The following is a 24924-nucleotide window of genomic DNA, read 5'->3' as shown; positions in this document are numbered from 1 at the left end:
GCTACCGTCCTTCCCGGATCACATCATGTGCATCCGCACGGCCAGATTGCCCAGAATCCAAACTGTCCCGCCGATGATGATGAGCAATACGAGGGTTGAGAACAGGATCAGGTCCAGATCCTCGCGGCTACTGCGGCGACGGTCGATATGCAGGAAATAGACCAGTTGCACGACCAGTTGGGCCAGCCCAAGCAGGCCGATGGCAAAATATACTCCGGGTGTCTCGATGCCGTACCGATACGCAATGGCAAACACGATAAGCGTCAGCAACAGCGAACCACCATAGCCGATGACATAGCGCCGCCGTTCGCGCCGGTGTAGTTCGGTCCGTCTATCCATAGGCCAGCCCTCCGAAATACACGATGGTTATGATGCCGATCCAGATCAGATCGAGGAAGTGCCAGAACAGCGCCAGCCGCACCACGCGAGAGATTACCAGATCGGTCATACCCATCACGCGCAGCTGGATGCCCAACACGATCAGCCAGATGCACCCTGCCGCGACGTGCAGCCCGTGCAGTGGCACAAGGCCATAAAAAGCTGACAGAAAGCCGCTGCGTTGTGGGATACCGCCTTGCGCAGCCATGTTCATGAAATCGCGGATCTCCAGCACCAGAAAGCAGAGCCCCAGTAGTAGTGTGACGCCAAACCAAAGTACGATGCGCGCCCGTGGCAGATTGTATTTTAGTGCCAGCATCGCAAGCCCCACGGTCAGGCTGCTGGTCAATAGGATCAGCGTCTGGGCGAAGATGCTTTTCAGGTCGAACAGTTCATGCGGTCCCGGCCCTCCGGCCTGCGCATCGATCATAGTGATGTAGATTGCGAACATCAGTCCGAAATAGACCAAATCGCTCATCAAAAAGACCCAGAAACCGAAGGTTACGATCTCGGTGACCTTATGCGCGCTGGCATGATCCTCGCCAAGGTTGATCCCCGGATAGCTGTGTTCGGGTGCGCGCCTCATGTCACGGCCTCCATATCCGGGCGCGCAAGGCCTCGGTTTTCCGGCGCGCATTCATGGTCGCGGTCCACGGCTTGAGTGCTGTGGACCAGCGCCAGCCAGGCCTCGTGTTCTTTGCGCACCTCTTCGGCGGGGATGATGATTTCGGTGCTGGTGTCGAAGCTCCAGATGATAAAGGCAAGGATCATTGCGATTGTGATCAAAGCGGCCAGCCACCAGATCCACCAGACCAGGGCGAACATCCAAACACCGCTGAGCACACACAGGATGAACCCGACGCCAGTGTTGCGCGGCATTTCGATATCTTCATAGGCCTCCGGTTTGGGATAGGCCTGACCTCGCTCTTTGGCGGCGGCAAAGTCATCGCGATCGGTCACTTGCGGGATAATGGCGAAGTTATAAGGCGGAGGTGGCGACGGGATAGACCATTCCAGCGTGCGCCCGTCCCACGGATCGCCGACGGGCGCACGGGACTGATCGCGGTCTCGGATGCTGACCCAAAGCTGGATCAACACCGAGAACAAGCCGCATGTAATCACCAACGCACCGAGTACGGCAACAATCATATAAGGATGAAAGCTCGGGTCCTCCCAACTGAATGACCGGCGCGGCATTCCCATCAGGCCGACGAAATAAAGCGGCATGAAGGTTAGAAGGAAACCAACAGTCCAGCAAAAGACCGAAACGCGGCCCCAGAATTCGTTCAGACGGAATCCGAAGGCTTTTGGGAACCAGTAATTGTAGGCAGCAAGTAAGCCGAACAGCACACCGGGCAACAGCGCGTTGTGGAAATGTGCCACCAGGAACAGCGTGTTGTGGACCTGATAATCAACGGTCGGGTTTGCAAGAATCACGCCGCTGAGACCACCGATCACGAATAGCATCAGGAAAGCCAGACCATAAAGCATCGGCACCGAAAACCGGATACGTCCACGATAGAGCGTCGCCATCCAATCGTAGACTTTCACACCCGTTGGAATGGCAATCAGCATCGTGGCAATGCCGAATACAGCGTTGATCAGCGCGCTTTGACCCATGGTGAAGAAATGGTGCAGCCAGACCGTGAAAGACATGATTGCAATCGACATCGTGGCGATGACCAGCGAGTTATAGCCATACAGGCGCTTAGCCGAGAAAGTAGCGAAGACTTCGGAATAGATGCCATAGGCAGGCAGGACCAGCAGATAGACCTCGGGGTGACCAAACAGCCAGAACAGGTTGGCATAGTTCATCATGTTGCCGCCGAGATCATTGGTGAAGAAATGGAAATCCAGATACCGATCGGCTGCCAGCAATAGTGCCGCAACACCCAGCGGCGGCATGGCAAAGACGATCAGGATCGAGCTGCAGATGATTGTCCAGCAATACATCGGCAACCGCATAAACTTCATCCCCGGCGCACGGAGTTTATAGATCGTGACCGCGAAGTTGATACCCGTCAGCGTCGTACCAATGCCCGAGACGACAATGGCCCAAATCCAGTAATCTGGCCCTACACCCGGATTGAACGCGGCTCCGGTATAAGGTGGATAAGCCGTCCAACCACCGGTCGAGAACTCTCCCACCACCAGTGAAACCATCAGCATCATGCCCGCGGAAACGGTCAGCCCAAGGCCGATCTGGTTCAACACCGGAAAGGCAACGTCGCGCGCGCCGATCATCAGCGGGATCACATAGTTTGCAACGCCAAAGACGAAGGGCACAGCGACAAAGAAAACCATGATGGTTCCATGGGTGCTGAACAGCTCGGCAAAGTGTTCAGCTTCGAGAAACCCATCCCCCGGCCCAGCGGCCTGCTGGGCGCGCATCACCACACCCTCCAGCACGCCGCGCGCCAGCATGACGATGGCGAAAACGATATACATGATACCGATCTTCTTGTGATCCGTGCTGGTCAGCCAGTCACGCCATAGCGGCCCCCACAGGCGGAACCATGTCAGCACCGCCACCACCACAGCAACTCCGACGACAACGATGCCAGCAGCTGCGTTCGCCACGATCTCGTTCGCGTTGGGGTTCTGGATAAGCCCCATGATGGGCAATGCGTCCCAACTCAGACGGCCAAGGAAGCCAGTCTCGGCAGATGTCATTGCTTCGCCTCCTGCCCGAACGCGGTCGTGCCGGGTTGCTGGTTCAGGGGAAGGGATTCACCGCTGTGATAGCGATGCAGGATCGATCCGAACAGATCACCCTCTTCCAACGTGAAATAGAGCGCATTGAGGGGCATAAGCGGCGTCCCCAAAGCCGCCTGAACCTCATCCCGATCCGTTCGCATGGCGAGCGTGCGATAGGTATCCTCGGTCAAGGGGATCCCATTGGCCCGAACGCTTGTCACCCAGGCTTCAAAGTCTGTGGGCTGCATGGCCTGCGTCAGAAACTTCTGCTTGGTGAAACCACGGCCATTATATTGGGTGTTCTCTCCCTGCATGGTCTTTGGTGTATCCGCGACCAGATGCAGCTTGGTCGTCATTCCGGGCATGGCGTAAATCTGCCCTGCCAGCGCAGGGATCATGAAAGATTGCATCACCGTGTCGGTCGTCAGGGTCATCGCCACCTGCTGATTGATCGGTATGCCCAGCTCTCCCACGCTTGCGATACCCAGATCGGGATAGATGAACAGCCACTTCCAATCCAATCCGACCACTTGAACCTGCAATGCCGGTTCCTGACCGAACGGGGCTGCGTAGGGATCAAGACGGTGGGTGGCCTTCCATAAATAAAATGACAGGATCGCCACGATCACGACCGGTACACCCCACATCAAAAACTCAAGCTTTGCCGAAAAATCCCAGTGCGGTGTGTAAGCTGCTGCCCCGCCCTTGCGACGGCGATATCGCAAGGCAATCAATGGCACCAACACCAGCACAGGAATGACGGCAATCAGGATCAAGGCCGTAGCGCGGAAAAGATGCGTCTTCTGCACTGCTGCTATCGGTCCTTGAGGATCCAGAAAACTATCACTCGCCCCGGCGATCTGGGCCGACACCAGCAGCGCGAGCAAGGCGGGTACTGCCACAGCGGAGATCCGGGGGATGGTCACGCTTGCTGATCCTCTTATGACGGGGTTCCTGGCAACTATCGGCAGAGTCAGACTATTTCTCAAGACCTTTTCCGGGAGGATGCCCACGGCGTGGTTGACATGGAGGATGGGGCACGCGAGACCTGAAGACATGCGATTGACCGTTGCTCTGATCTCTCTGACCCTGCTTGCAATGCCCGCCTTTGCGCAGAATCGCGAGGCGGTCGAGAGGCAATTTCAGAGTTGGTTGCAGCAAGAGATCTGGCCCCAAGCAAAAGCCAAAGGCGTTTCACGACGCACCTTTCAGAGTGCCTTTGATGGCGTGACCCTAAACTGGGAGTTGCCGGATCTGGTGCCTCCGGGAAGCCCGAAGAAAACACCGAAGGCTCAGCGGCAGGCAGAATTTGGCTCTCCTGGGCGTTATTTCAATGCAAACTCGGTGCGAGGGGCCACGTCGGTAGGTCGCCAGATGGCACGGCGCCACGCGAAAACACTGGCGCGGGTCGAAGCAAAAACGGGTGTGCCCGCGCGCATTATTCTGGCGATCTGGGGGCGTGAGAGCGGCTATGGACAGGTTCCAATCCGCCACAACGCCTTTCAGGTCCTGGGCACTAAGGGTTTCATGAGCACACGCTCCGACTATTTCACCAGTGAATTGATCGCCGCCCTGCAGATTGCCGAGGCTGGGCACGCATCCGTGCTAAAAAGTAGTTGGGCGGGCGCGCTGGGACAACCGCAATTCATGCCAACCAGTTTTCTGACCTATGCTGCCGATGGGAACGGAGACGGCCGAGCTGATATCTGGGGGTCCGAGGCGGACACCATCGCCTCTATCGGCAACTATCTGGCACGGCATGGCTGGGTGGCAGGGCGCGATTGGGGCTTCGAAGTGACCGTGCCAAGCGATGTATCCTGTGCGCTTGAGGGGCCGGATCAGGGGCGTTCAATTCAAGACTGGGCTGCAATGGGCATCGCGCGCGTCTCGGGGCGACCGTTTCCAGCGCATGAACAGGCGGCTGAAGGTTATTTGATGATGCCCGCCGGGCGCAAAGGTCCCGCCTTTATCGTAACCCCGAACTTCTATGTCCTGAAGGATTATAACACCAGCGACCTCTACGCGCTGTTTGTGGGGCATGTCGGGGATCGCATCCAATATGGCGTCGGAGATTTCAGCGGTCGATGGGGTAACGTAGGCGGGCTCTACCGTTCTGACATTGCCCGGATGCAAGAAGCGCTGGTCCGGCAGGGGCACGATGTGGGCGGCGTCGACGGGTTGCCCGGCTATAAAACCCGCCGTTCGATCGGGCGCTGGCAGGAGGCAACCCGGCAGCCTCCCACTTGTTTCCCCGAAGCCGAAATGAAGGCCAAACTGAAGCCTTAAAGCTTCGAGTGATTCGCCGTTCAAGAGCCTATTTTCGGACGCATTCACCTTGTCAGATATATCGTGCTTCACGAAAATGTCAGGACGAGAAGATGTTTCAGAATATTCTTTCGAAGGCAGTGCCGGTTACGGTTTCATTCGATCTTTGACCTCACGATTGTTACCAATGCTCTTTACCTTTGTCGAAAAAACGGCACGCTTCCCGCAGTGAAAGTTACCTTTCGCCGTTAGATTTCTGGTATCCCCTGTCGCCGCAGGCCAGGTTTTTTGTCTCATCACGATTTAGGTCAACGCGCTGCCATCGCAGATGCCGGAAACGCATAGATAGAAGAGTCACCCCACGGCAGTGGTGCGGCTTCTGATATCAATAAATGGGAGTAAACACATGAACACACTGATCCGAACCTCGTTGGCGGGGCTATTGTCCTCAACCATTATCGCTGGTGCCGCAATCGCTGCGGGCACCCACCCGGAAACTGGTGAGGCATTGGCCGATGACCAGACCTTTACCTATCGTATCCTTGACGAACACAGCTCGGTTGACCCTCAGGTTGTCGAAGATGTCTCGGGCGCAGAGATCGTGCGCGATCTGTTCGAAGGCCTGATGAATCAAGACGAAGAAGGCAATCTGGTTCCCGGTGTCGCCACCGGTTTTGAAGCCAACGACACCAAGAACGTTTACACCTTTACCTTGCGCGACAACGCAAAATGGTCAAACGGCGATCCGGTTACGGCAGGCGATTTCGTCTATGCCTGGAAACGTGCCGTCGATCCTGAACTGTCCTCGCCTTATGCGTGGTTCATGGAGCTGATGTCGATCGAAAACGCAGCCGACATCATCGCAGGCGAAAAGCCGGTGGACGAGCTGGGCGTTAAAGCCATCGATGATAAGACGTTGGAAGTCCGCCTGAGCGCCCCCCTGCCCTATTTCCCGCAGATGACCACCCACTCGACCACATTCCCTGCCCCGCAGAAGGTCATTGAAGAGTTCGGTGATGCCTGGACGCGCCCCGAGAACATCGTTTCGAACGGTGCTTATGTCCTGACAGAGCATCTGCCGCAGGAACGCTCGGTCCGCGAGCGTAACGAGATGTATTGGGACAACGACAACACGATCATCGACAAGGTTGTGGCGCTGGTCATCAACGATGAAAACGTTGCCCTGACCCGCTATCTGGCAGGTGAACTGGATCGGACCGAAATTCCAGCAGGTCAATATCCGCGCTTGAGCCAGGAGCACCCGGAAGAAGCCATCAGCTTCCCGCGCCTGTGTAACTATTACTATACCTTCAACCTGTCCGAGGGCGGCCCGGAAGCGTTCAAAGACCCCAACGTGCGTCAGGCCCTGTCGCTCGCCGTTGATCGCGCGATCATCACCGAAAAAGTGATGGCCGGTGGTCAGCCCCAAGCCTATACATTTGCGCCGGAAGCAACCGCAGGTTTCACCGTTCCAGCGGTTGAAATGGCTTCGATGTCGCAAGCTGAGCGCGACGAACTGGCCAAGGAGCTGTTGGCCGAAGCGGGCTATGGCCCCGACAACCCACTCAGCTTCGAGATGGTCTATAACACTTCGGAAAACCACAAGAAGGTTGCAGTAGCGCTGAGCCAGATGTGGAAGCAGAAGCTCGGCGTTCAAGCCGAACTGGCCAATATGGAATGGAAAGTGTTCCTGGAAGAACGTGGCAACCAGAACTTCGATCTGGCGCGCGGCGCGTGGTGTGGCGACTATAACGAGGCCTCGACCTTCCTCGACCTGCTGCAGTCGGATTCAGGTTACAACGACGGCAAATACAACAATGCCCGCGTGGACGAGTTGCTGGCTGAAGCCAAGACTGCGGATGACGCAGCGCCGCTCTACACCGAGGTCGAGCGTATCATCGCGCAGGAAACCCCGGTGATCCCGATCTACCACTATGCCGGTGTCTATATGATGGACAGCGATGTGGGCAACTGGCCGGTGAACAATGTCGAGCAGAACTGGTATTCGAAGAACCTTTATAAGCTCGCCGAATAATCGTCTTTGACCCACGCTTTGCCCCGGTATCGCCCGGGGCAAAGCCAATAAACGCGGGGGCATGAAATGCTTGCCTATAGTTTCCGGCGGCTGATGGTCGCCATTCCGACGATCCTGTTGCTGGTCGTCGCCTGTTTTTTCCTGATGCACGTGGCGCCCGGTGGGCCCTTTACCTCGGAACGGCCTCTGCCGCCGCAGGTTCTGGCCAATATCGAAGCGCGGTACGGGCTGGACCAACCGCTGTGGAAACAGCTGTGGGACTACCTCTATAACATCGTTGTGCATTTCGACTTTGGTCCGTCCTTCAAATTCAAGGATCGGGACGTCAACGACATCATCGCACAGGGTTTTCCGATCTCTCTGACCTATGGCTCTCTGTCGTTCCTGTTTGCGACCGCCGTGGGCGTTACACTGGGGATTGCAGCTGCGATCCGGCATAACACCTGGATCGACTACTTTGCCGTTGGGCTGGGCATCGCCGCTCAAGCCCTGCCGAACTTCATCATGGGTCCGATCCTGATCCTGACTTTCACGTTGTGGCTGGGTTGGCTGCCGGGTGGGGGCTGGCATGGCGGCCAGTGGCAGTATCTGGTGATGCCCGTCATCGCGCTTGCGACGTCCTATATGGGTTCGATTGCGCGGATCACCCGGTCGTCGATGTTGGAGGTTATGAACTCGAACTTTATCCGAACCGCGCGTGCCAAAGGCTTGCCCACAAGAACTGTGATCTGGCGTCATGCGCTGAAGCCCACGCTGCTACCGGTCGTCTCATATCTGGGCCCGGTCTTTGTCTATGTGCTGACGGGCTCGGTTTTTGTCGACATCTATTTTTCGACCGGTGGTCTGGGGCAAGCCTATGTGAACTCAGCTCTCGCCCGCGACTATGCCGTGCTGCTGGGTGTCACGATCCTCTACGGTGCGCTTACCGTTATCGTGAACCTGCTGACCGACTTGGCCTATGCCTGGTTCGATCCAAAAATCCGCTACTAAGGGGGTGGCCATGCTAGGAAAATCACAAAAAGCCGCCCATCTGGCCGAAGAAATCACAGATTACACGGTCATTCAGGGGCGATCACTCTGGCAAGACGCCCGCATGCGCTTTGTCCGCAACAAAGCAGCAATGGCGAGTGTCCTAATTCTTGGGATGATCGTGTTGTTCACGATCGTTGGTCCCTATTTTGCGATCTGGGATAATGAAGAGATCGACTGGAACGTCATGGGGGACGTGCGTGGCATGGGCATGCCGTCCGTAGAGACCGGCCATTTTTTCGGTGTCGATGACCTGGGACGCGACCTTTACAGCCGCGTTATTCAGGCAACCACGACGTCTCTACTGGTAGGTTTGATTGGCGCAGCGACTGCGCTGATCGTTGGCACTTGCTATGGCATCGCCGCAGGCTATATCGGCGGACGCACCGACAGCGTGATGATGCGCTTTGTCGATATCCTTCTTGCGATCCCGGCAACGCTGGTCATCATTCTGCTGCTGGTTGTCGCGGGACGGTCATTCTTCATGTTGTTCATTGCCCTTGGGGCAGTCGGTTGGCTGACCATGGCGCGAATTGTGCGTGGGCAGACCCTGACCCTGAAGAACCGCGAGTTCATCGAGGCCGCGCGCGCCGCTGGCGTTGGCGAGTTCACGATCATGTATCGTCACATCCTGCCCAATCTTCTGGGTGTTGTGATCGTATACGCCTCGCTTCTGGTGCCCGAAATGATCCTGACCGAGAGCTTCATTTCGTTCCTCGGCCTTGGCATTTCGGAACCATACACCTCGCTCGGGCGTCTGATTGCCGAGGGGGCCGGCACCATGAGCTATGGCACCCTGTGGCAGCTGATGTACCCGCTGACTTTCTATGTCACCATTATCATCACGATGTTCTTCATCGGCGATGGCCTGCGTGACGCTCTGGACCCGAAGGATCGCTGATATGAGTTTGTTCTCCGTCAAGGACCTGAGCGTCCAATTCGACACACCAGATGGCGTGGTCGAGGCTGTGAAAGGCATCAGCTTCGACATCAACCCCGGTGAATGCCTCGGGATCGTTGGTGAAAGTGGATCGGGCAAAAGCCAGACCTTCATGGCCGCGATGGGGCTGTTGCCGCCTGCTGGGCACGCCTCGGGTTCCGCCATGTTGAACGGCAAGGAAATCCTGAACCTACCTATAAATGAGTTGAACCGCATCCGTGGCGCGGATGTGGGCATGATCTTTCAGGATCCGTTGACCGCCCTGACACCGCATCTGCGGGTAGGCCAGCAAATGCGTGAGGTTTTGCAAATCCACGAAGGCCTGCAGGGCACAGCCGCGCGTCAACGTTGCCTGGACTGGCTGAACCGGGTGCGCATCCCTGAGGCGGCACGACGTCTGGATCAGTATCCGCACGAGCTTTCGGGCGGGATGCGTCAGCGCGTGATGATCGCCATGTCGATGCTTTGTAATCCCAAACTTCTGATTGCGGATGAACCCACGACCGCTCTGGATGTTACCGTTCAGGCCGACATTCTGGACCTGATGGTGCGTCTGCAAAAGGATGAAGGGACCGCGATTGCGCTGATCACGCATGATATGGGCGTTGTGGCGCGGATGTGTGATCGGATTCAGGTCATGCGCATGGGTGAATTTGTCGAAGCAGGTGACACGCGCGAGATCTTCCGCGCGCCTCAGCACGACTACACGCGCACCCTGCTTGAGGCCATGCCGCGCATTGATGCGGGCGATGCGCCCAAGGCATTGCCTGCCGTTGAAGAACCGCTGCTCAAGGTCGATGACGTTAAGGTTCACTTCCCCATTCATGTCTCGGGCGGGCTGTTCGGTCGCAAGGTGCCGCTGAAAGCGGTTGATGGCGTCAGTTTTGACATCCGCAAGGGTGAAACCCTGGGCGTGGTGGGCGAGTCCGGATGCGGCAAATCCACGCTGGCACGGGCTGTTCTGCAATTGATCGAACCCAGTGCAGGCAATGTCAGCTGGTTGGGCAGTCCAATTGTTGGTCTGAAACGCGCCGAGTTGAACAAGTATCGCAAAGATCTGCAGATCGTGTTTCAGGACCCGCTGGCCAGCCTTGATCCACGTATGACAATCTCGGCCTCGATTGCAGAACCGTTGAAAACCTATCGCCCCGATCTAACCGAGCGCGAGCGTAAAGAGATGGTCGCGGAAATGATGGGACGGGTCGGTCTGAATGAAAACATGATCAATCGTTATCCGCACGAACTGTCCGGTGGACAGAACCAGCGTGTGGGAATCGCGCGTGCGATGATCAACAAGCCAAAACTGATCATTTGTGACGAAGCCGTTTCGGCCCTGGATGTGTCCATTCAAGCCCAAATCGTCGAATTGTTGCGTGAATTGCAACAAGAATTCGGCCTGTCGATGATCTTCATCAGCCACGATCTGTCTGTGGTGCGTGCGATCTCGAACCGGATCATGGTTTTGTATCTCGGTCGCATCGTGGAACTGGGTGATGGAGAGGTGATTTGTTCCGAGCCTATTCACCCATATACAAAGTCTCTGATCTCGGCGGTGCCGATCCCCGACCCGGATGTCGAGCGCAGCCGCCAAAGGCTTAAACTCCCGGGAGAATTGCCGTCGCCCATGGATCCGAAGGCAGCGCTGCGTTTTCTGCCCAGCCGGTTATCGGCAGGCGAGGTGGATTATGTGCCGCAACTTAGCGAAGTGGTACCCGATCACTTTGTGGCAGAACATGATCCGCTTGAGGCCATCATGGCCAAAGGCTGATACTCTACGCGCCCCTGATACCGTCATAGGCTTGGGGGCGCGGATTCGCCCCTGATCCGGTTTCGTTTTGACTCTGACCTTAGGTTAATGGCAGATTCCAACCGGTCCACGGTGTCCATGCCTGGTACGATTGATTGATACGGATTTAAGACTTATGTGGAGGCGCCGGCAATCGAAGAACCCGCCGGACGAGCATCGAATTTGAGAGGTAATATGACACGCAAGGTCACCAAGGCGATTTTCCCTGTTGCAGGAATGGGTACGCGGTTTTTGCCGGCGACCAAATCGGTGCCAAAAGAGATCATGACGTTGGTCGACCGCCCGCTGGTTCAGTATGCCATCGACGAAGCCCGTGCCGCCGGAATCAAGGAATTCATCTTCGTAACCTCGCGCGGCAAATCTGCACTTGAGGATTATTTCGACCACAATCTGGTGCTCGAACAGGATCTGAAATCCAAAGGCAAAGACGATCTGCTGGAAGTTCTGAACGAAACCAACATGGAAAGCGGCGCGATTGCCTATATCCGCCAGCACAAGGCGCTGGGTTTGGGCCACGCGGTGTGGTGCGCGCGCCGCCTGATCGGGGACGAACCCTTTGCGGTCATGCTGCCTGATGACGTGATCGCAGCTAACAAGCCGTGTCTGCAGCAGATGGTCGAGGCCTATGAGGAAACCGGCGGCAACATGGTGGCCGCGATGGAAGTTCCAAACGAGAAGACAAGTTCCTATGGGATTCTGGATACTGGCGAGAATGTCGGTACCGTCGTCCGCGCCAAGGGCATGGTCGAAAAGCCTAAACCCGAAGAAGCGCCATCGAACCTGGCTGTGATCGGTCGCTATATTTTGGGTCCGTCAGTCCTCTATAACCTGAACCAGAAGAAAGCGGGCAGCGGTGGTGAAATCCAGCTGACCGATGCGATTGCCGAAGACATCACCAACGGCGTACCCGTCTTCGGTTACAAGTTTGACGGTCGGCGCTTCGACTGCGGCTCAAAAGCAGGTTTCCTGCAGGCAACCGTGTCCTTTGCACTGGATCGCGAAGATCTGCGGGACGATCTGAGCCGCTATCTGCATGACATCGTCGCCTCGGACCAGGCCGCCCAATAAAACGATCCGGTCTGAGGGAGCAGCCATCATGAGCAAGATCTATCCGGTCATCCTGTGTGGCGGCTCTGGCACGCGGCTTTGGCCGTTGTCACGTAAAAGTTATCCCAAGCAGTTCGTACCGCTAATTGGGGAAACCAGCCTGCTGCAACAATGCGCAGAGCGTCTGCGCGGGCCGGATGATGCGCCCTATGCCAAGCCATTGATCCTGACCAACGAAGCGTTTCGCTTCGTGGTACCCGAGCAATTGATCGAGATCGGTGTCAATCCCGGCCCGATCCTGATCGAGCCTGAGGGGCGCAATACAGCACCGGCCGTGTTGGCCGCCGCGCTGCACCTTGCTTCAACTGACCCGAATGCAGTGATGCTGGTGGCCTCGTCGGATCACGTCATCCCAGACACCTCCGCCTTTCACGCGGCCGTGGCCGAAGGCGCGCGCACCATAGCCGACCGCGGCGACCTGGTGACATTCGGAATCACACCTGATCGACCCGAGACGGGGTATGGATATCTCAAGCTACGCCATTCGCCCGATGCATCTGGGTCGGCGGTTCAATTGGATCGCTTTGTCGAAAAGCCCGATCTTGAGAGCGCCAAAGCGATGGTCTCGGACGGCAGCTACCTTTGGAACTCGGGCATCTTCCTGTTCGCCGTGAAAGACATCCTGCACGCATTCGAACAACACGCCGCAGACCTTTTGGCACCGGTGCGATCGGCTGTTGAGCAAGCTCAGTCCGATTTGGGGTTCTTGCGTCTTGATCCAAAAGCATGGAGCACGGTTCAGGATATCTCGATCGACTATGCCGTGATGGAAAAGGCCCACAACCTCAGCGTGGTTCCCTATGCCGCCGGGTGGTCAGATGTGGGTAGCTGGTCCGCGGTGCAAGAACTGAGCAACCCGAACGCTGACGGTGTCGCAACCTCGGGCGAGGTCACGGCCATCGATTGCCGCAATGTGCTGGTTCGCTCGGAAGCCCCGGCTCAGGAAGTCGTTGCGATGGGACTTGAAAATGTGATCACGGTCGCGATGCCCGACGCAGTTCTTGTGGCGAGTATGGATCGGGCCCAGGACGTCAAACAGGCCGTCGCCGCATTGAAAGCCAAGGGCGCGAAACAGGCGGAATCCCTGCCTGTCGATCACCGTCCCTGGGGCTGGTTCGAAAGCCTTGTGATCGGCGACCGGTTTCAGGTCAAACGGATCCATGTTCACCCCGGCGCTTCGCTCAGTCTGCAGTCGCACCATCATCGGTCCGAACACTGGATTGTCGTGGAAGGCACGGCTGAAGTCACCATTGATGACAAGGTGCAACTGGTTTCCGAGAACCAGTCAGTCTACGTACCGCTGGGTGCGGTGCATCGGATGGTAAACCCAGGCAAGGTGCCGATGGTTTTGATCGAAGTGCAAACCGGAACCTATTTCGGTGAAGACGATATCATTCGATACGAAGATATATATGCACGCGATTAGCGGCTGGACTTTTTAACACATGATAAATCGGGCGTTCGGCCCGGTCAGGCGAGATTCACGCGGATCACGGCAGGGTGGCGCGCAATCATCGTCGGACCGACAGCCATAGGAGGACGCCCGTGCCACAAAACTCACCCCGATTGAACCTGCCCTATCTGCAACCCGCGCAGGCCCAGAAACACGTCACCCATAACGAAGCGCTGCGGGCGCTGGATCTGGTCGTGCAACTTAGCCTTGCGGCGTTGAATTCCACAGTTCCGCCGGCCGCACCGGATCAGGGTGAAATCCACGCCTTGGGGGCTTCTCCAACCGGCGACTGGAGCGGTCAGGCCGGTAAATTGGCCGCGTGGATCGACAATGCTTGGCATTTCGTGACGCCCGGCATTGGTTGGCAGGCCTGGGATCAGGGATCGGGTCAGATCAAGGTCTGGAACGGATCGGATTGGATTGACCCGCCCGTCAGTACGCAAAACCTGTCTGGTGTCGGGATCACCACAGGGTCCGACAGCACCAACCGGCTGGCGGTGCGCAGCCCGGCCACGTTGCTGACCCACGAGGGAAGCGGGCATCAGTTGAAGATCAACAAGGCGGGTGCTGGTGATACGGCCTCGTTGCTGTTCCAGTCGAACTGGACCGGCCATGCCGAAATGGGCCTGTCCGGCAGCACCGAGTTTTCGATCAAAGTTTCACCCGACGGCGGAAGCTGGACCGAGGCATTGCGGATCGATGCCAGCAATGGCACTGCAAGCGGCGCGGCGGTGCAAAGCAGCGTTGACGACACCACGCCGGGGCGCTTGATGCGTGCAGATTATGGCTATGGGCCCGGCAACGTATTGGGCGTGGTCTCGGAAACTGGCGGCACCCCCGGCGGGGCCGTTATCGAACGTGGCAGCAGCGCGAACGGCGATTATGTGCGGTTTGCCGACGGCACACAAATTTGTACAGCGACACTGGGCGCGGTTGGGTGCACCACGGCGACCGGTGCCCTTTTTGCCAGCAGCTCGGCAAACTGGGATTTCCCCATCGCTTTCGCTTCGGGTACGGCACCCGTCATCAGCGGCAATGGTGGCGGGCTCAACCGATTCCTCGGCTTCGATGCGCCGTCGGAGACGGAGGTTACCTATCAAGTGATATCTGCAACATCTGATGCAACCACTCTGTCACCGACACTTATCGCGATTGGCCGCTGGTTCTGAGCCTTCTGATCGCCCGAGCCTATGGTCCGGGCGATCACAAATCTGCTGTCCAGACGCGGTACCGCCCTTGCCCGGTAACCTCTCGGATCAGGCCTCTTCGGGTGAATTTGTCCAGATTTCGCTGAACGGCGGCACGAGAGGATTGGGTCAGTTCTTCGGCCAGCGGGGCCGAGACCATTGGCCAGGCCGTTAGTGCATCGATCAAAACGGGCGGTGTGCGCCCACTCAAGTCTGACGTTGCATCGCGCGCGCGCGTTTCCCATGCGCTGATCCGGTCCAAATGCAGCAAGGCGGCAAGTGCGGCCTGCCCCGCCCCACGCACCCAGGCCGCCAGTTTTTCCTCAACTGTTCCGGAGCCGCGTAAAGCGCCTGGTCCAGACAAGGCCAGCGGCATAAACAACGCCCCGCCGCGCCCCATCGTTGCGGCGTGCCGGTTCGCGACGATTGCGGCTTCGGTGTCCTGTCCGATTCCGGGGGAAAACGCCCTCCATGCATGAAAGCCAACAGCGGCCAGCGTGACCGGATGCAATCCGTCCGCGCTGCGCATCACCTCGGCCAGATCGGCGACCGCTTCGGGCGTATCTTCAATCCCTTGCGCCTGACGGTCGAGAAATGCGGTGAGACCTGTCTCCCATCCGCCGTCCGATGGGCCAGCGCCCGAGGTCAGCCTGCGCACAGCCCAGCCTGCGCGATAGAGGGCCTGAACATCATCACTCGTCGCCCCGATCCGCAACCCCGTCCAAAGCGCCAGGCGATCGACCCCGATCCGGTCACCGGTCCACCAGCCCAGGTCCGAGACCTCCATCAATGCCAACCGATGCCCCCAGCCCGACGGGCCTGCCCTCAACCGCTCATCCAACGCACCGAAGGTCAGAGCAAGATCCGCAAGATCGGCGGAAAGTTCGGACTGCGCCGCGCGCCAGTCTCGGGGATCGAACAAAAGTGTCTGCTCGGGCCGCGGCCCCGGTGTCAGCAGATCTTCGGGGCTTTCGTCATCAGGCGGAGGAAGAAACCACAGATCTTCATCTTCCGGCGGATCGGGGTCGTATATGCTGCGGGGCCCCTCTTCGGTGGCCTCGTCATCCAGATCCGATGTCAGAGGTTTAGGCGTCATGGCCGATATTCTTCGACCATTTACAGCAGTTCACAAGGGGTATTCGAACTGATCAGCCGGTAAAGGTCTCGGTCAGGATGCTAAGCTCGTTACCCAGATCGGTCTGCGGGTCGCTGCCCAAAAGCATATAGCCATAGCCATCGCCCGCCCAGGTGGCTGTTGCCAGCCCGCTGAGCACAGCCAGGTTCACATCCTTCGCTGGCGCACCCTCACCCTGTCGGATAATGCAGAACGCAAAGGGCTGACCCTGTGCGTCCGCAAAAACGATCTGGATCAGCGGTTTGCCTTTGAACGACAGCACCTGCGCCCGCCTCAGATCAAGCCCGGGCAACGCCTCAAGCACATCCCGGTTCAGCGAACGGCCCAACTCTGCTTCGGCGCGGGCAAACTGTGCGTCCAGCGCCTCGGGCGAATTATTCAGCGAGGCGATGGTTTCCGGCACATAGAGCGACTGGTAAATCGCCGCCTGCGCGGCCCAGCCCAGTTCCGCAGGGCGTGTGGCCCAGAATGTGGCTGAAACCGCTATGACTGCAACCGAAGCCGCAACTGCCAAAAGGCGCATAGGCCCAGCAGAGCTTTGCGTCGCGACAGGTTGGGGCAGATCGACCTGCGGCGTCTTGGCGGGCACATCCTCAAAGGCCTGCTGAACCGCAGCAGCGAACGGATCGAGTGCCATCAGGCGCGATTCCAGCGCCGGTTCATCGGCCACTGCGTCCTCGATGGCGCGGGCCTCCGACTCCTCAAGACTGCCTTCCAGATAGGCCAGAAGCGTCTCATCTGAAAACTTCATTTGCCACTCCGTCGCACGATGTCAGCCCCGTCGTGCTGCATCACGGATTTCAGTTTCTGCCGGGCATTGGACAACCGGCTCATGATCGTACCGATGGGAACGTCCAGCATAGCAGCAGCTTCGCGGTAACTGTATCCTTCGACAAATACAAGCATCACCGTCTCGCGCTGCGCTTCTGGCAGTTGCATCACTTGTGTAAACACCTGAGCGGCGAAAATATTCGTTTCTGAATCGGGTCCGGATGCAATTAATTCAGATTCGGGCGTCACGGACAGCGCCTGCGCCTTTCGAACCGAACGTGCGCGGATTTCGTTCAACCAGATCGAGCGGCAGATCGTCATCAGCCAGCTGTCCAGACGGTCATAAGAAGTGACCTGATGGTGTCTCTCCAACGCCCGCAACGCAGTCGCCTGCATTAAATCGTCTGCAATATCCGAAGCGCCCGACAGAGCCAGCCCAAAACGCCAGACCCGTTTGGAGTGGGTCTGGATCGCGCCGCGTACGGCTTGTTCGGAACTCATTTCAACACTCATCGAATAAATCGCGACCTGTGTGTGTTTGGTTTGACATGGGACCGGGCCCGCTTGGTTTGAACTGACATAGACTCTGGAGGAAAGAAATGAAACTTCTGCTGAAAACATTCACGATTGCGTCGGCAATTGTTGCAATGCCCGCATTTGCGGCCAACTGGACATTGGATTCTGACGCCTCGCATCTGGCCTATGGCACAGTCAAAATCGAGGATGTGGGAGAGGTTAACTCCTTTTCAAATCTCTCGGGTCACGTAAGCGAAGACGGGAAGGTCGAGATCGATATCGACTTGTCTTCGGTTGAGACCAATATCGACATTCGCAACGAACGCATGATCGAGCATGTCTTCCGCAAGGCCGCCACTGCAACGTTGACGGCCCAGATCGATATGGATGCTGTCTCGAAGTTGGCCGTAGGGGAAACCACCGTGATGGAAGTGGACGCCAAACTGTCGCTGGTAGGCACCGAGGTCGATTTCTACACCGATATGTTCATCCTGCGGGTCGGCGAGGATGCAGTCATGGTATCGACCAATGACATGGTCTTTATCAGCGCCGAGGATGCAGGGGTTACCCCCGGTGTCGACAAGCTGATGGAACTGGCGCAACTGCCCAGCATCACCCGCACCGTCCCCGTCACAGCACGCCTGATGTTCACTCAGGAGGGCTGAGACTCTGTGGCGCGACGGGCTGTCATCAGTGTAATGAGTTCTTCTTTGGTTCGCCCGATATGCGTCGCAAGCAGAGCGCAGGCCGCGTCAGTCTGACCGGCCTGCGCCAGCTGCAACAGCTCTCGATGTTCTTTGCGGGCAGGCCCGCGCTGCTGCATCACGCTCAGATGCATGCGGATGTAGCGATCGGATTGCAGCGATACCCGATGCAGCAGTTCATTGGTCAAGCCGCGCCCCGCCGCAGCGTAAAGAGCTGTATGAAAACGATGGTTCAGCGCACCCCATTGGCCAACATCGTTTGCGTCGTATGATGCCTCCATCTGTTTCAGGATATCCTTGCATTCTGCAAACTCTACAGTGGTCATCGCAGGGATGGCGCGCCGGAACAGGTCAACTTCAAGCAAAACCCGCAGGTCGAATATCTCGGCTATCTCGTCCAGCGAATGCTCGGTGACCGTCGCGCCTCGGTTTGTGGTCAAGACGACCAGCCCCTCGGCATCCAATTGTTTAAGGGCTTCGCGTATTGGCATACGGGACACATCATATTCTTCCGCAAGCGCTTCTTGCCGGATGGTTTCGCCCTCGGCCAGTTCACCGCTCAGGATACGTTCACGCAGATCGCTGGCGATCACATCAGGCAGGCTTCGGCGGGCAATGGCGCGTTTGGATCCCATGTTACGCACCCCAGGTGTCGCTCAGACGGTAGCCGCCCGGCCACGGGTCATCCGGGTCCAGCATTTGCTGATGCGTGCCGGTGATCCAGCCCCGGCCCGATATTTCCGGGGTAATCGCATTACGACCGTTCAGATCGTGCTGATTCACGATTCGGCAGCGGAACTCGCTGTCGATTACCGAGCGTGCATGATACCGGTCGGTCGCTGACATCTGCCCCTTTGCCAACAGCACCGCCATCCGCGCCGAGGCCCCCGTGCCACAAGGCGAACGATCCAGCTTGCCCGGTTTGATGGCAACCGTATTGCGGCCGGTCAGGATTTCACCTTCTCTTCGCAAGGGCCCAGCAATCTGACAGAACGAGATGTGATTCCAATCCTTGGTGGGATGGTTGAAACCCAACTGCTCATTTGCAGCGTCGGTGATCCCGGCACCAGTGCGGGCCAAGTCTGCACCTTCATCCGGCGTCAATGCAAAGCCAAGATCCGCGGCATCCACAATGACAAAACTGTCGCCACCAAAGGCGGTGTCGACGCGCAAGCTACCAATCCCTTCAACCTCAATCCGGGCGTCTAGCTTGTCCGCAAAGCTTGAGACATTCTGAACATAAATACGCTCGGCCTTGCCATTGCGGCACTTGGCCCGCACGCGGACCAACCCTCCGGGTGCTTCGAGCGTCATGTGTGTCTCGGGCTCCTGCATCGGGATGATCCCGCTATCGAGCAACACGGTTGAAACGCAAATTGAGTTTGAGCCCGACATAGGCGGCGTGTCTTCGGGCTCCATGATGATGAACCCAGCATCCGCGTCAGGATGCTTGGGCGGGACCAGCAGATTGACGTGCCGAAACACGCCCCCGCGCGGTTCATTCAATACAAAACGGCGCAAGGTCTGGTCCGAGGCGATGAAGTTGCGCTGATCCCAGATCGTGTCGCCGGGTGGAGGTGCGACACCTCCGACAATCACGTCACCGACCTCTCCTTCGGCATGGGCCGATACGACGTGAATGGTCTTTGTGCTGCGCATGAGATCCCCTTCAGAAACGGTTGGCAGAGTATGGATGCAACGAGATCGGAGGTTCCTGGCCATCGATCAGTGCGCCGATCAATTCGGCTGTTCCAGCCGATTGAGTCAGCCCTAGATGACCGTGACCGAAAGCATAAAAGACGTTCGCGGACCTGGCCGACGGCCCGATGACTGGAATGCTATCAGGTAATGATGGCCGGAAACCCATCCATTGCGTGCCGCCTTCGGTTTTGAGGCCCGGCAGAAATTGCGCGGCCTTTTGCAACAGAATGTCCGCTCGTTTGTAATTCGGCGGCAATTTCAGGCCACCAAGCTCAACCGCACCTCCGATGCGAACACCACCATTGATACGGCTCGCGACGAAACCATGACGCGAAAAGGTCAGATGCATCCGAAGATCGAAAGCACCTTTGGGCAGCGTCGTATTATACCCGCGTTCAGTCTCCAGCGGGATATGATCACCGAGAGTTCGCGCAAGGTGGTGCGACCACGCCCCGGCTGCGACGACCACATGCGGAGCTGCAATCCTGCCCTCGGCGTGGATGATTTCAACACCGGCATCGCGCGGTTCCAGCGCCCGGATTTCGCACTGTTCGATCGTTCCTCCCCGTTCACGAAATACCCGCGCCAGATGCTCGACCCAGGCTTTGGGGTCGACCGTATTGAGCCAGCCGGGCGTGAACCCCGCATGCGTGAAACGGGGGCTGAGGCCCGGTTGCTTTTCGGCAATCGCCGATGGGCTTTCCAACAGCTCGAACTCTATCCCATGGCGGCGACGCAACTCCCATGTGGGCAGGCTGGCACGGAATTCAGCCTCACTTTCGTAAAGCTGCATCTGCCCGTCGCGCTGCATCCTCTCTTCGCCGTCGACCGAAGGGATCAATCGCCCCAGCGCGGTTGAGGACAAGTCCATCAACTTGGTCTGAGCGTCCAGAAGGCTCTCATATCGGTCCAGCCTGCTGGCGCGCCAGAACCGGTACATCCATGGCGCGATCTGCAGTGCATAGGCGGGTGGGATCGACAATGGGCCAAGCGGATCAAACAGCCATTTCGGGGCCTTGCGCATAATTCCGGGCGTTGCCAAGGGTTCCACTTCGGGGAAGGCGAAGGCCCCGGCATTCCCGGCCGAGGTCTCGGACGCGACGCCCTTTCGATCCAGCACGCGGACTTTATGCCCTCTGCGCTGCAACTCCAGTGCGGTGGTGATGCCAATGACACCGGCCCCTATGATGACCAATTCGGTCACGCCTCAATGCCTGTGCGGAAGGGATCCTGTCTGTCGAAGATCAATGTGGCTTCGGCCATGACATAGGCTTGCCCGGTGATACGTGGGATCACCCCGCCATTTGGGCCCGGCTGATAAGATAGGCGATAAGAACTGCCGATGACACTTTCCTGCACAATCTCCTCTCCGGCAGCCAACAGATTATCCGCAGCCAAACATGCCAACCGCGCGGAACTGCCAGTACCGCAGGGTGAGCGGTCATAGTTGTCATCCGGGCAAAGCACAAAATTTCGACTATGCGCCCCGCTGGGCGAGTGTCCCTGCAGGATCACATGATCCACAGGCTCACCATTTTCGCCCCCCTCCCCCGCGTCAATCGAGGCTTCACGGATCGCGATAGTCAACGCGGTCAACGCGCCGATATTTTCAGCCGTCACGGGGATCGGGCTGGGATCGACGATAAAGAACCAATTGCCGCCATAAGCGATATCGCCCGCTATCGACGCATGTCCGGGCACATCCAACGACACGTTCTTCCGGACCCGGCGGCTTGCGATATTGGTCACGGTGACGGTGTTGGCATCATGAAGCTCAACCGTCACCACCCCCGCTGGGGTTTCAATACGGTGCGTGCCGACATCAATCCGCCCTAAGTGCGCCAAGGTAACGGCCAGTCCTATTGTGCCGTGCCCACACATGCCCAGCACCGCGTCCACATCGAAATAGATCACGCCGGTCACGCAGGAGGTATCCACCGGCTCAACCAACAAAGCGCCGACCATGGCCGGCTGTCCGCGGGGTTCAAGCATGATCGAGCGATAGAAGGCTTCATGTTCGGTCGCCAACCGACGCGCTCGCTCGGCGAGAGGCCCGGTGCCAAGATCGGGGGCGCCGTCCAGAATGACCCGCGTAGGCTCACCTCCGGTATGGCTGTCGATCACATGCATTCGGCAATCACTCCGCCCTGCCTCGACCAATCGGCGAACCAGCCGCGGAACAGCGCATATTGCTGCTCGCAGTAGTTACGCTGCGCGTCTGTCAGCGCATCGCCTTCGTTGAAATGCAGTTGGTATTCGTCTTCTCCGTTCAGCACCAGAAGGTGCTTGTAGTAAAGCACCAGATCAGGGCCTTCATCGAAGCTCGACAATACATGGATCGCCTCGGTCAGTTCTTGCGCGCGTTGGCGCGCCTCGGCATGGCCTGCAGCTGCTTTCTGAGACAGTGCAGCCAGCAAAAGCGCCTCACGCGGCAGAGCGGTGCCGATTCCGGTGATCGAGCCAGTTGCACCGCAATTGACGAAGCCATGGTAGACCTCGGTATCGACGCCGACCATCAGCGTGACCTGATCATCCTGGCTGGTAATATTCTCGGCGGCATAGCGCAGATCATCCTTGCCACCAAATTCTTTGAACCCAACCAGATTGGAATGCTCGGCGCGCAGGGCAAAGAACAGATCGGCCCGTGTGGCAAAGCCATAATACGGGCTGTTGTAGATGATTGCGGGCACATCCGGTGCGGCTTCGAGGATCGCCTTAAAGTGATTTTTCTGCGCTGCAGGCGAGCTGCCCCGCGACAACACCCGCGGGATCACCATCAGCCCCGCCGCGCCCATCTTCTGCGCATGGGCCGCATGGGCAACCGCTGATTTCGTGTTGATCGCCCCGGTACCGACCACAACTGGCAACCCGGCATCGATCAGACGCTCAACCCCTTCCATCCGCTGGGCGTCAGTCAGCAAGGGCCAATCCCCCATCGAGCCGCAATAGACCACGGCTGACATCCCGGCTGCGATCATCTCTTGTCCTTTGCGGACAAGCGCGTCGAAATCCGGTTGGCGAGCGGAGGTGCAGGGGGTCATCAAGGCGGGCATCGTGCCGGTGAATACGGTGTTTGGCATTCCAGGGTCTCCATTCGCTGAGCGCACGAATCTTCAGTATCGGATATTGGATACAAAATCCATAAATAGATTTGTGCCTCTTTTCAGCGGCACACAACGCAACGGGCCAGAAGCTTTGAAAGCTAATGACCCGCGTAAGTTCATGGCATACAGATTGGATGCTCAGCGCAACCTCTGCCCGGTCTCCGGATCGAACATCATGGCGCGTTCCGGGCGGAACGAGATACCGATCCGCTCTCCATTCTTGCTGCGCTGATCTTCGCGTTCTTCAACGATCAGTTTATCACCATTTGGGGTTAGCAAATAGGAATACGACACACCGCCAAGCGCTTCGGTCAGGTCCACAGTGCAGGACTCTCCGTTGCGATCGACCTGAATATGCTCGGGGCGAATGCCCAATGTTACCTTCGTGGCACCGGACGGCACACCATTCGTCACCGGGATGGATTCAGACAAGGCCGGATGGCGCACGGTTCCATCGACCACATCACATTCAAGGAAATTCATCGCTGGCGAACCGATGAAACCAGCGACAAATTTGTTGTCAGGATCGCGGTACAGATCCATCGGAGCTCCGACCTGTTCGATTCGCCCATCCCGCAGCACGACGATCTTGTCGGCCATGGTCATCGCCTCGACCTGATCGTGCGTCACGTAGATCATTGTCGCACCGATTTCCTGGTGCAGACGCGCAATCTCAACCCGCATCTCCACCCGCAATTCTGCGTCGAGGTTGGACAGGGGCTCGTCGAACAGGAATACCTCGGGGCCACGCACAATAGCGCGACCGATGGCTACTCGTTGACGCTGACCACCCGACAGAGCCTTGGGCTTGCGTTTCAAATACTGGTCGAGCTTGAGAATACCCGAGGCTTCCTGAACCTTCTGATCAATTTCGGCCTTCGCCACACCGTTCATCCGCAGGCCAAAACCCATATTCTCGGCCACGGTCATATGTGGATAGAGCGCATAGGTCTGGAATACCATCGCCACACCACGCTTCGCCGGATCCATATGCGTGACATCGCGTGCGCCGATATGAATCTCTCCGTCCGAGGTCTCCTCCAACCCGGCTATCATCCGCAGCAATGTGGATTTGCCGCAGCCTGAAGGGCCAACGAAGACACAGAATTCACCATCTTCAATCTGCAAATCGATCCCGTGGATGACCTGAGTCTGGCCATAGCGCTTGATCGCGTTCTTCAGGGTTACACCTGTCATGTCGCTTGTATCCTGTTCTTCTGGCTCTCGGGGAACCGCCACGCTTGTGCTTCGGTTCCGATTTGTTCGGCTACACGCCGAACGCGGGGAACCCATGATTCCAATTGTTCGAAATTCATCCGCCCGGTCGATCCGGTGATCGAAAGCGCACCCAACACGCGCCCACCAGGCGTCAGAATAGGACAGGCCACGCAGATAATGCCGGGTTCGTGCTCTTCATCGTCAACGGCGTAGCCCCTATTGCGGATCAGCTCCAAATTTGCGCGCAAGGCCTCTTCTGAGGTCAGCGTCTTGTCGGTGAACCGATGAAAGCTCTGCTGCGAAATCGTTTTCTGCAGCAGGACCTCATCCAAATAGGCCATCATCGCCTTTCCGACACCGGTACAATAAGCCGGGCCGACTTTTCCGGCCTCTGAATACATCTCGACCGGTCGCTGCGCGTTTCGCTTGTCTACATATAGAACCTGGCCAGAATCGAGCTGCGCCAGATGCACCGTCTCGCCGGTTTCCTGGCTGAGCACATCCAGGAACGGCCGCGCGATCGGCGCCAGTGAGCTTTGAGTCCAAGCCGAATGCGCCAGACGCACGAGGCGCATGCCCGGGGAGTAGGTCTGCCGGTCAGGATCGTAATACAACATCCCCTGATTGGTCAGTGATTGCAGAAACCGATAGAGGGTTGCCTTGGGAAACTCGCTGCTTTCCAGCAGTTCCGCAAATCGAACAGGGCGATCGAACGACGCCACCTGCTCCAGCACATCACATGCTTTTCCGATTGTACCGTCACCTGCCACGGGTGCCAATTCTCCTCCACTTTCCCTGCGGCCAGGCCACGAGGGTCTTGACAAGACTAGCCGAGTCGATGTGTAGTTTTCAATATATAAAACACGGTTTCATTATT

23 protein-coding genes are annotated in these 24924 nt (G+C 57.7%); 9 read left to right on the top strand and 14 right to left on the bottom strand.

The features are described 5' to 3' along the window. Positions 1-18: 18 nt before the first annotated feature. From ACR0NF_RS12775 to ACR0NF_RS12760, 4 genes are read right to left on the bottom strand one after another with little or no spacing between them, the layout of a single operon-like run. Positions 19-339, bottom strand: coding sequence for a cytochrome o ubiquinol oxidase subunit IV (locus ACR0NF_RS12775; RefSeq protein ID WP_480658727.1), 321 nt, complete (start codon positions 337-339; stop codon positions 19-21). After that, positions 332-964: a cytochrome c oxidase subunit 3 gene (locus tag ACR0NF_RS12770; RefSeq protein WP_480658729.1), complete on the bottom strand. Its 633-nt coding sequence runs from the start codon at positions 962-964 to the stop codon at positions 332-334. Before ACR0NF_RS12770 ends, ACR0NF_RS12775 begins: the two co-directional genes overlap by 8 nt. Next, on the bottom strand, positions 961-3051 hold the full coding sequence (locus ACR0NF_RS12765; protein ID WP_480778357.1) for a cbb3-type cytochrome c oxidase subunit I: 2091 nt from the start codon (positions 3049-3051) through the stop codon (positions 961-963). Before ACR0NF_RS12765 ends, ACR0NF_RS12770 begins: the two co-directional genes overlap by 4 nt. After that, positions 3048-4001 (bottom strand): cytochrome ubiquinol oxidase subunit II family protein, encoded by a 954-nt coding sequence (locus ACR0NF_RS12760; protein WP_480778356.1) that lies wholly within the window; start codon positions 3999-4001, stop codon positions 3048-3050. The genes ACR0NF_RS12765 and ACR0NF_RS12760 overlap by 4 nt, the downstream gene beginning before the upstream one ends. Positions 4002-4131: 130 nt before the next feature. Between ACR0NF_RS12760 and ACR0NF_RS12755 the strand changes: the two genes are divergently transcribed. From ACR0NF_RS12755 to ACR0NF_RS12720, 8 genes are all read left to right on the top strand, one after another. Beyond that, complete coding sequence (locus tag ACR0NF_RS12755) at positions 4132-5361, top strand: lytic murein transglycosylase (protein WP_480658735.1); 1230 nt, start codon at positions 4132-4134, stop codon at positions 5359-5361. A gap of 385 nt (positions 5362-5746) precedes the next feature. Continuing rightward, positions 5747-7375, top strand: coding sequence for a peptide ABC transporter substrate-binding protein (locus ACR0NF_RS12750; protein WP_480778355.1), 1629 nt, complete (start codon positions 5747-5749; stop codon positions 7373-7375). Positions 7376-7441: 66 nt separating this feature from the next. Beyond that, positions 7442-8365 carry an oligopeptide ABC transporter permease OppB gene (gene oppB, locus ACR0NF_RS12745; RefSeq protein WP_480778354.1) on the top strand — a complete coding sequence of 308 codons (924 nt, stop codon included), beginning with the start codon at positions 7442-7444 and terminating at the stop codon, positions 8363-8365. A 10-nt stretch (positions 8366-8375) separates the two neighbouring features. Continuing rightward, complete coding sequence (locus ACR0NF_RS12740) at positions 8376-9305, top strand: ABC transporter permease subunit (protein WP_480778353.1); 930 nt, start codon at positions 8376-8378, stop codon at positions 9303-9305. Between the two features lies 1 nt (position 9306). Then, the gene (locus ACR0NF_RS12735; protein WP_480778352.1) at positions 9307-11112 is read left to right on the top strand and encodes an ABC transporter ATP-binding protein; all 1806 of its coding nucleotides are present in this window, start codon (positions 9307-9309) and stop codon (positions 11110-11112) included. 213 nt (positions 11113-11325) lie between these two features. After that, entirely contained in the window at positions 11326-12219 is an 894-nt protein-coding gene (gene galU, locus ACR0NF_RS12730) for a UTP--glucose-1-phosphate uridylyltransferase GalU (RefSeq protein ID WP_480667376.1), read from the top strand. Positions 12220-12247: 28 nt separating this feature from the next. Next, positions 12248-13684, top strand: coding sequence for a mannose-1-phosphate guanylyltransferase/mannose-6-phosphate isomerase (locus ACR0NF_RS12725; protein WP_480778351.1), 1437 nt, complete (start codon positions 12248-12250; stop codon positions 13682-13684). A gap of 119 nt (positions 13685-13803) precedes the next feature. After that, a complete protein-coding gene (locus tag ACR0NF_RS12720; protein WP_480472672.1) occupies positions 13804-14880 on the top strand; it encodes a DUF2793 domain-containing protein in 1077 nt (358 codons plus the stop codon). A gap of 34 nt (positions 14881-14914) precedes the next feature. Here the strand turns inward: ACR0NF_RS12720 and ACR0NF_RS12715 are convergent, their stop codons facing one another. From ACR0NF_RS12715 to ACR0NF_RS12705, 3 genes are read right to left on the bottom strand one after another with little or no spacing between them, the layout of a single operon-like run. Continuing rightward, positions 14915-15994, bottom strand: a complete 1080-nt coding sequence (locus ACR0NF_RS12715; RefSeq protein WP_480778350.1) for a helix-turn-helix domain-containing protein — start codon at positions 15992-15994, stop codon at positions 14915-14917. Between the two features lie 52 nt (positions 15995-16046). Continuing rightward, positions 16047-16784: a hypothetical protein gene (locus tag ACR0NF_RS12710; RefSeq protein WP_480658748.1), complete on the bottom strand. Its 738-nt coding sequence runs from the start codon at positions 16782-16784 to the stop codon at positions 16047-16049. After that, positions 16781-17305, bottom strand: a complete 525-nt coding sequence (locus tag ACR0NF_RS12705; RefSeq protein ID WP_480472666.1) for an RNA polymerase sigma factor — start codon at positions 17303-17305, stop codon at positions 16781-16783. Before ACR0NF_RS12705 ends, ACR0NF_RS12710 begins: the two co-directional genes overlap by 4 nt. Before the next feature lie 98 nt (positions 17306-17403). On the opposite strand from ACR0NF_RS12705, the gene ACR0NF_RS12700 reads away from it, so the two are divergent. Continuing rightward, positions 17404-17985: a YceI family protein gene (locus ACR0NF_RS12700; protein WP_480472664.1), complete on the top strand. Its 582-nt coding sequence runs from the start codon at positions 17404-17406 to the stop codon at positions 17983-17985. On the opposite strand, the gene ACR0NF_RS12695 is transcribed toward ACR0NF_RS12700, so the two are convergent. The 7 genes from ACR0NF_RS12695 to ACR0NF_RS12665 all read right to left on the bottom strand — a co-directional run bounded on the left by ACR0NF_RS12695 (position 17973) and on the right by ACR0NF_RS12665 (position 24817). After that, positions 17973-18659 (bottom strand): GntR family transcriptional regulator, encoded by a 687-nt coding sequence (locus ACR0NF_RS12695; RefSeq protein ID WP_480472662.1) that lies wholly within the window; start codon positions 18657-18659, stop codon positions 17973-17975. The two genes, ACR0NF_RS12700 and ACR0NF_RS12695, sit on opposite strands and share 13 nt — an antisense overlap. Before the next feature lies 1 nt (position 18660). Then, on the bottom strand, positions 18661-19683 hold the full coding sequence (locus ACR0NF_RS12690) for a trans-3-hydroxy-L-proline dehydratase (protein WP_480472660.1): 1023 nt from the start codon (positions 19681-19683) through the stop codon (positions 18661-18663). 10 nt (positions 19684-19693) lie between these two features. Then, entirely contained in the window at positions 19694-20929 is a 1236-nt protein-coding gene (locus tag ACR0NF_RS12685; protein ID WP_480472658.1) for an NAD(P)/FAD-dependent oxidoreductase, read from the bottom strand. Beyond that, positions 20926-21855 carry a 4-hydroxyproline epimerase gene (locus ACR0NF_RS12680; RefSeq protein WP_480667381.1) on the bottom strand — a complete coding sequence of 310 codons (930 nt, stop codon included), beginning with the start codon at positions 21853-21855 and terminating at the stop codon, positions 20926-20928. Before ACR0NF_RS12680 ends, ACR0NF_RS12685 begins: the two co-directional genes overlap by 4 nt. Continuing rightward, entirely contained in the window at positions 21846-22805 is a 960-nt protein-coding gene (locus ACR0NF_RS12675; protein ID WP_480472654.1) for a dihydrodipicolinate synthase family protein, read from the bottom strand. The genes ACR0NF_RS12680 and ACR0NF_RS12675 overlap by 10 nt, the downstream gene beginning before the upstream one ends. Before the next feature lie 162 nt (positions 22806-22967). Beyond that, a complete protein-coding gene (locus tag ACR0NF_RS12670; protein WP_480658760.1) occupies positions 22968-24026 on the bottom strand; it encodes an ABC transporter ATP-binding protein in 1059 nt (352 codons plus the stop codon). Then, positions 24023-24817 carry an IclR family transcriptional regulator gene (locus ACR0NF_RS12665; RefSeq protein WP_480472910.1) on the bottom strand — a complete coding sequence of 265 codons (795 nt, stop codon included), beginning with the start codon at positions 24815-24817 and terminating at the stop codon, positions 24023-24025. The genes ACR0NF_RS12670 and ACR0NF_RS12665 overlap by 4 nt, the downstream gene beginning before the upstream one ends. Between the last annotated feature and the right edge of the window lie 107 nt (positions 24818-24924).

It is taken from the genome of Ruegeria sp. CF4, from assembly GCF_056537345.1.
This window is presented reverse-complemented; position numbering and strand designations above follow the sequence as displayed.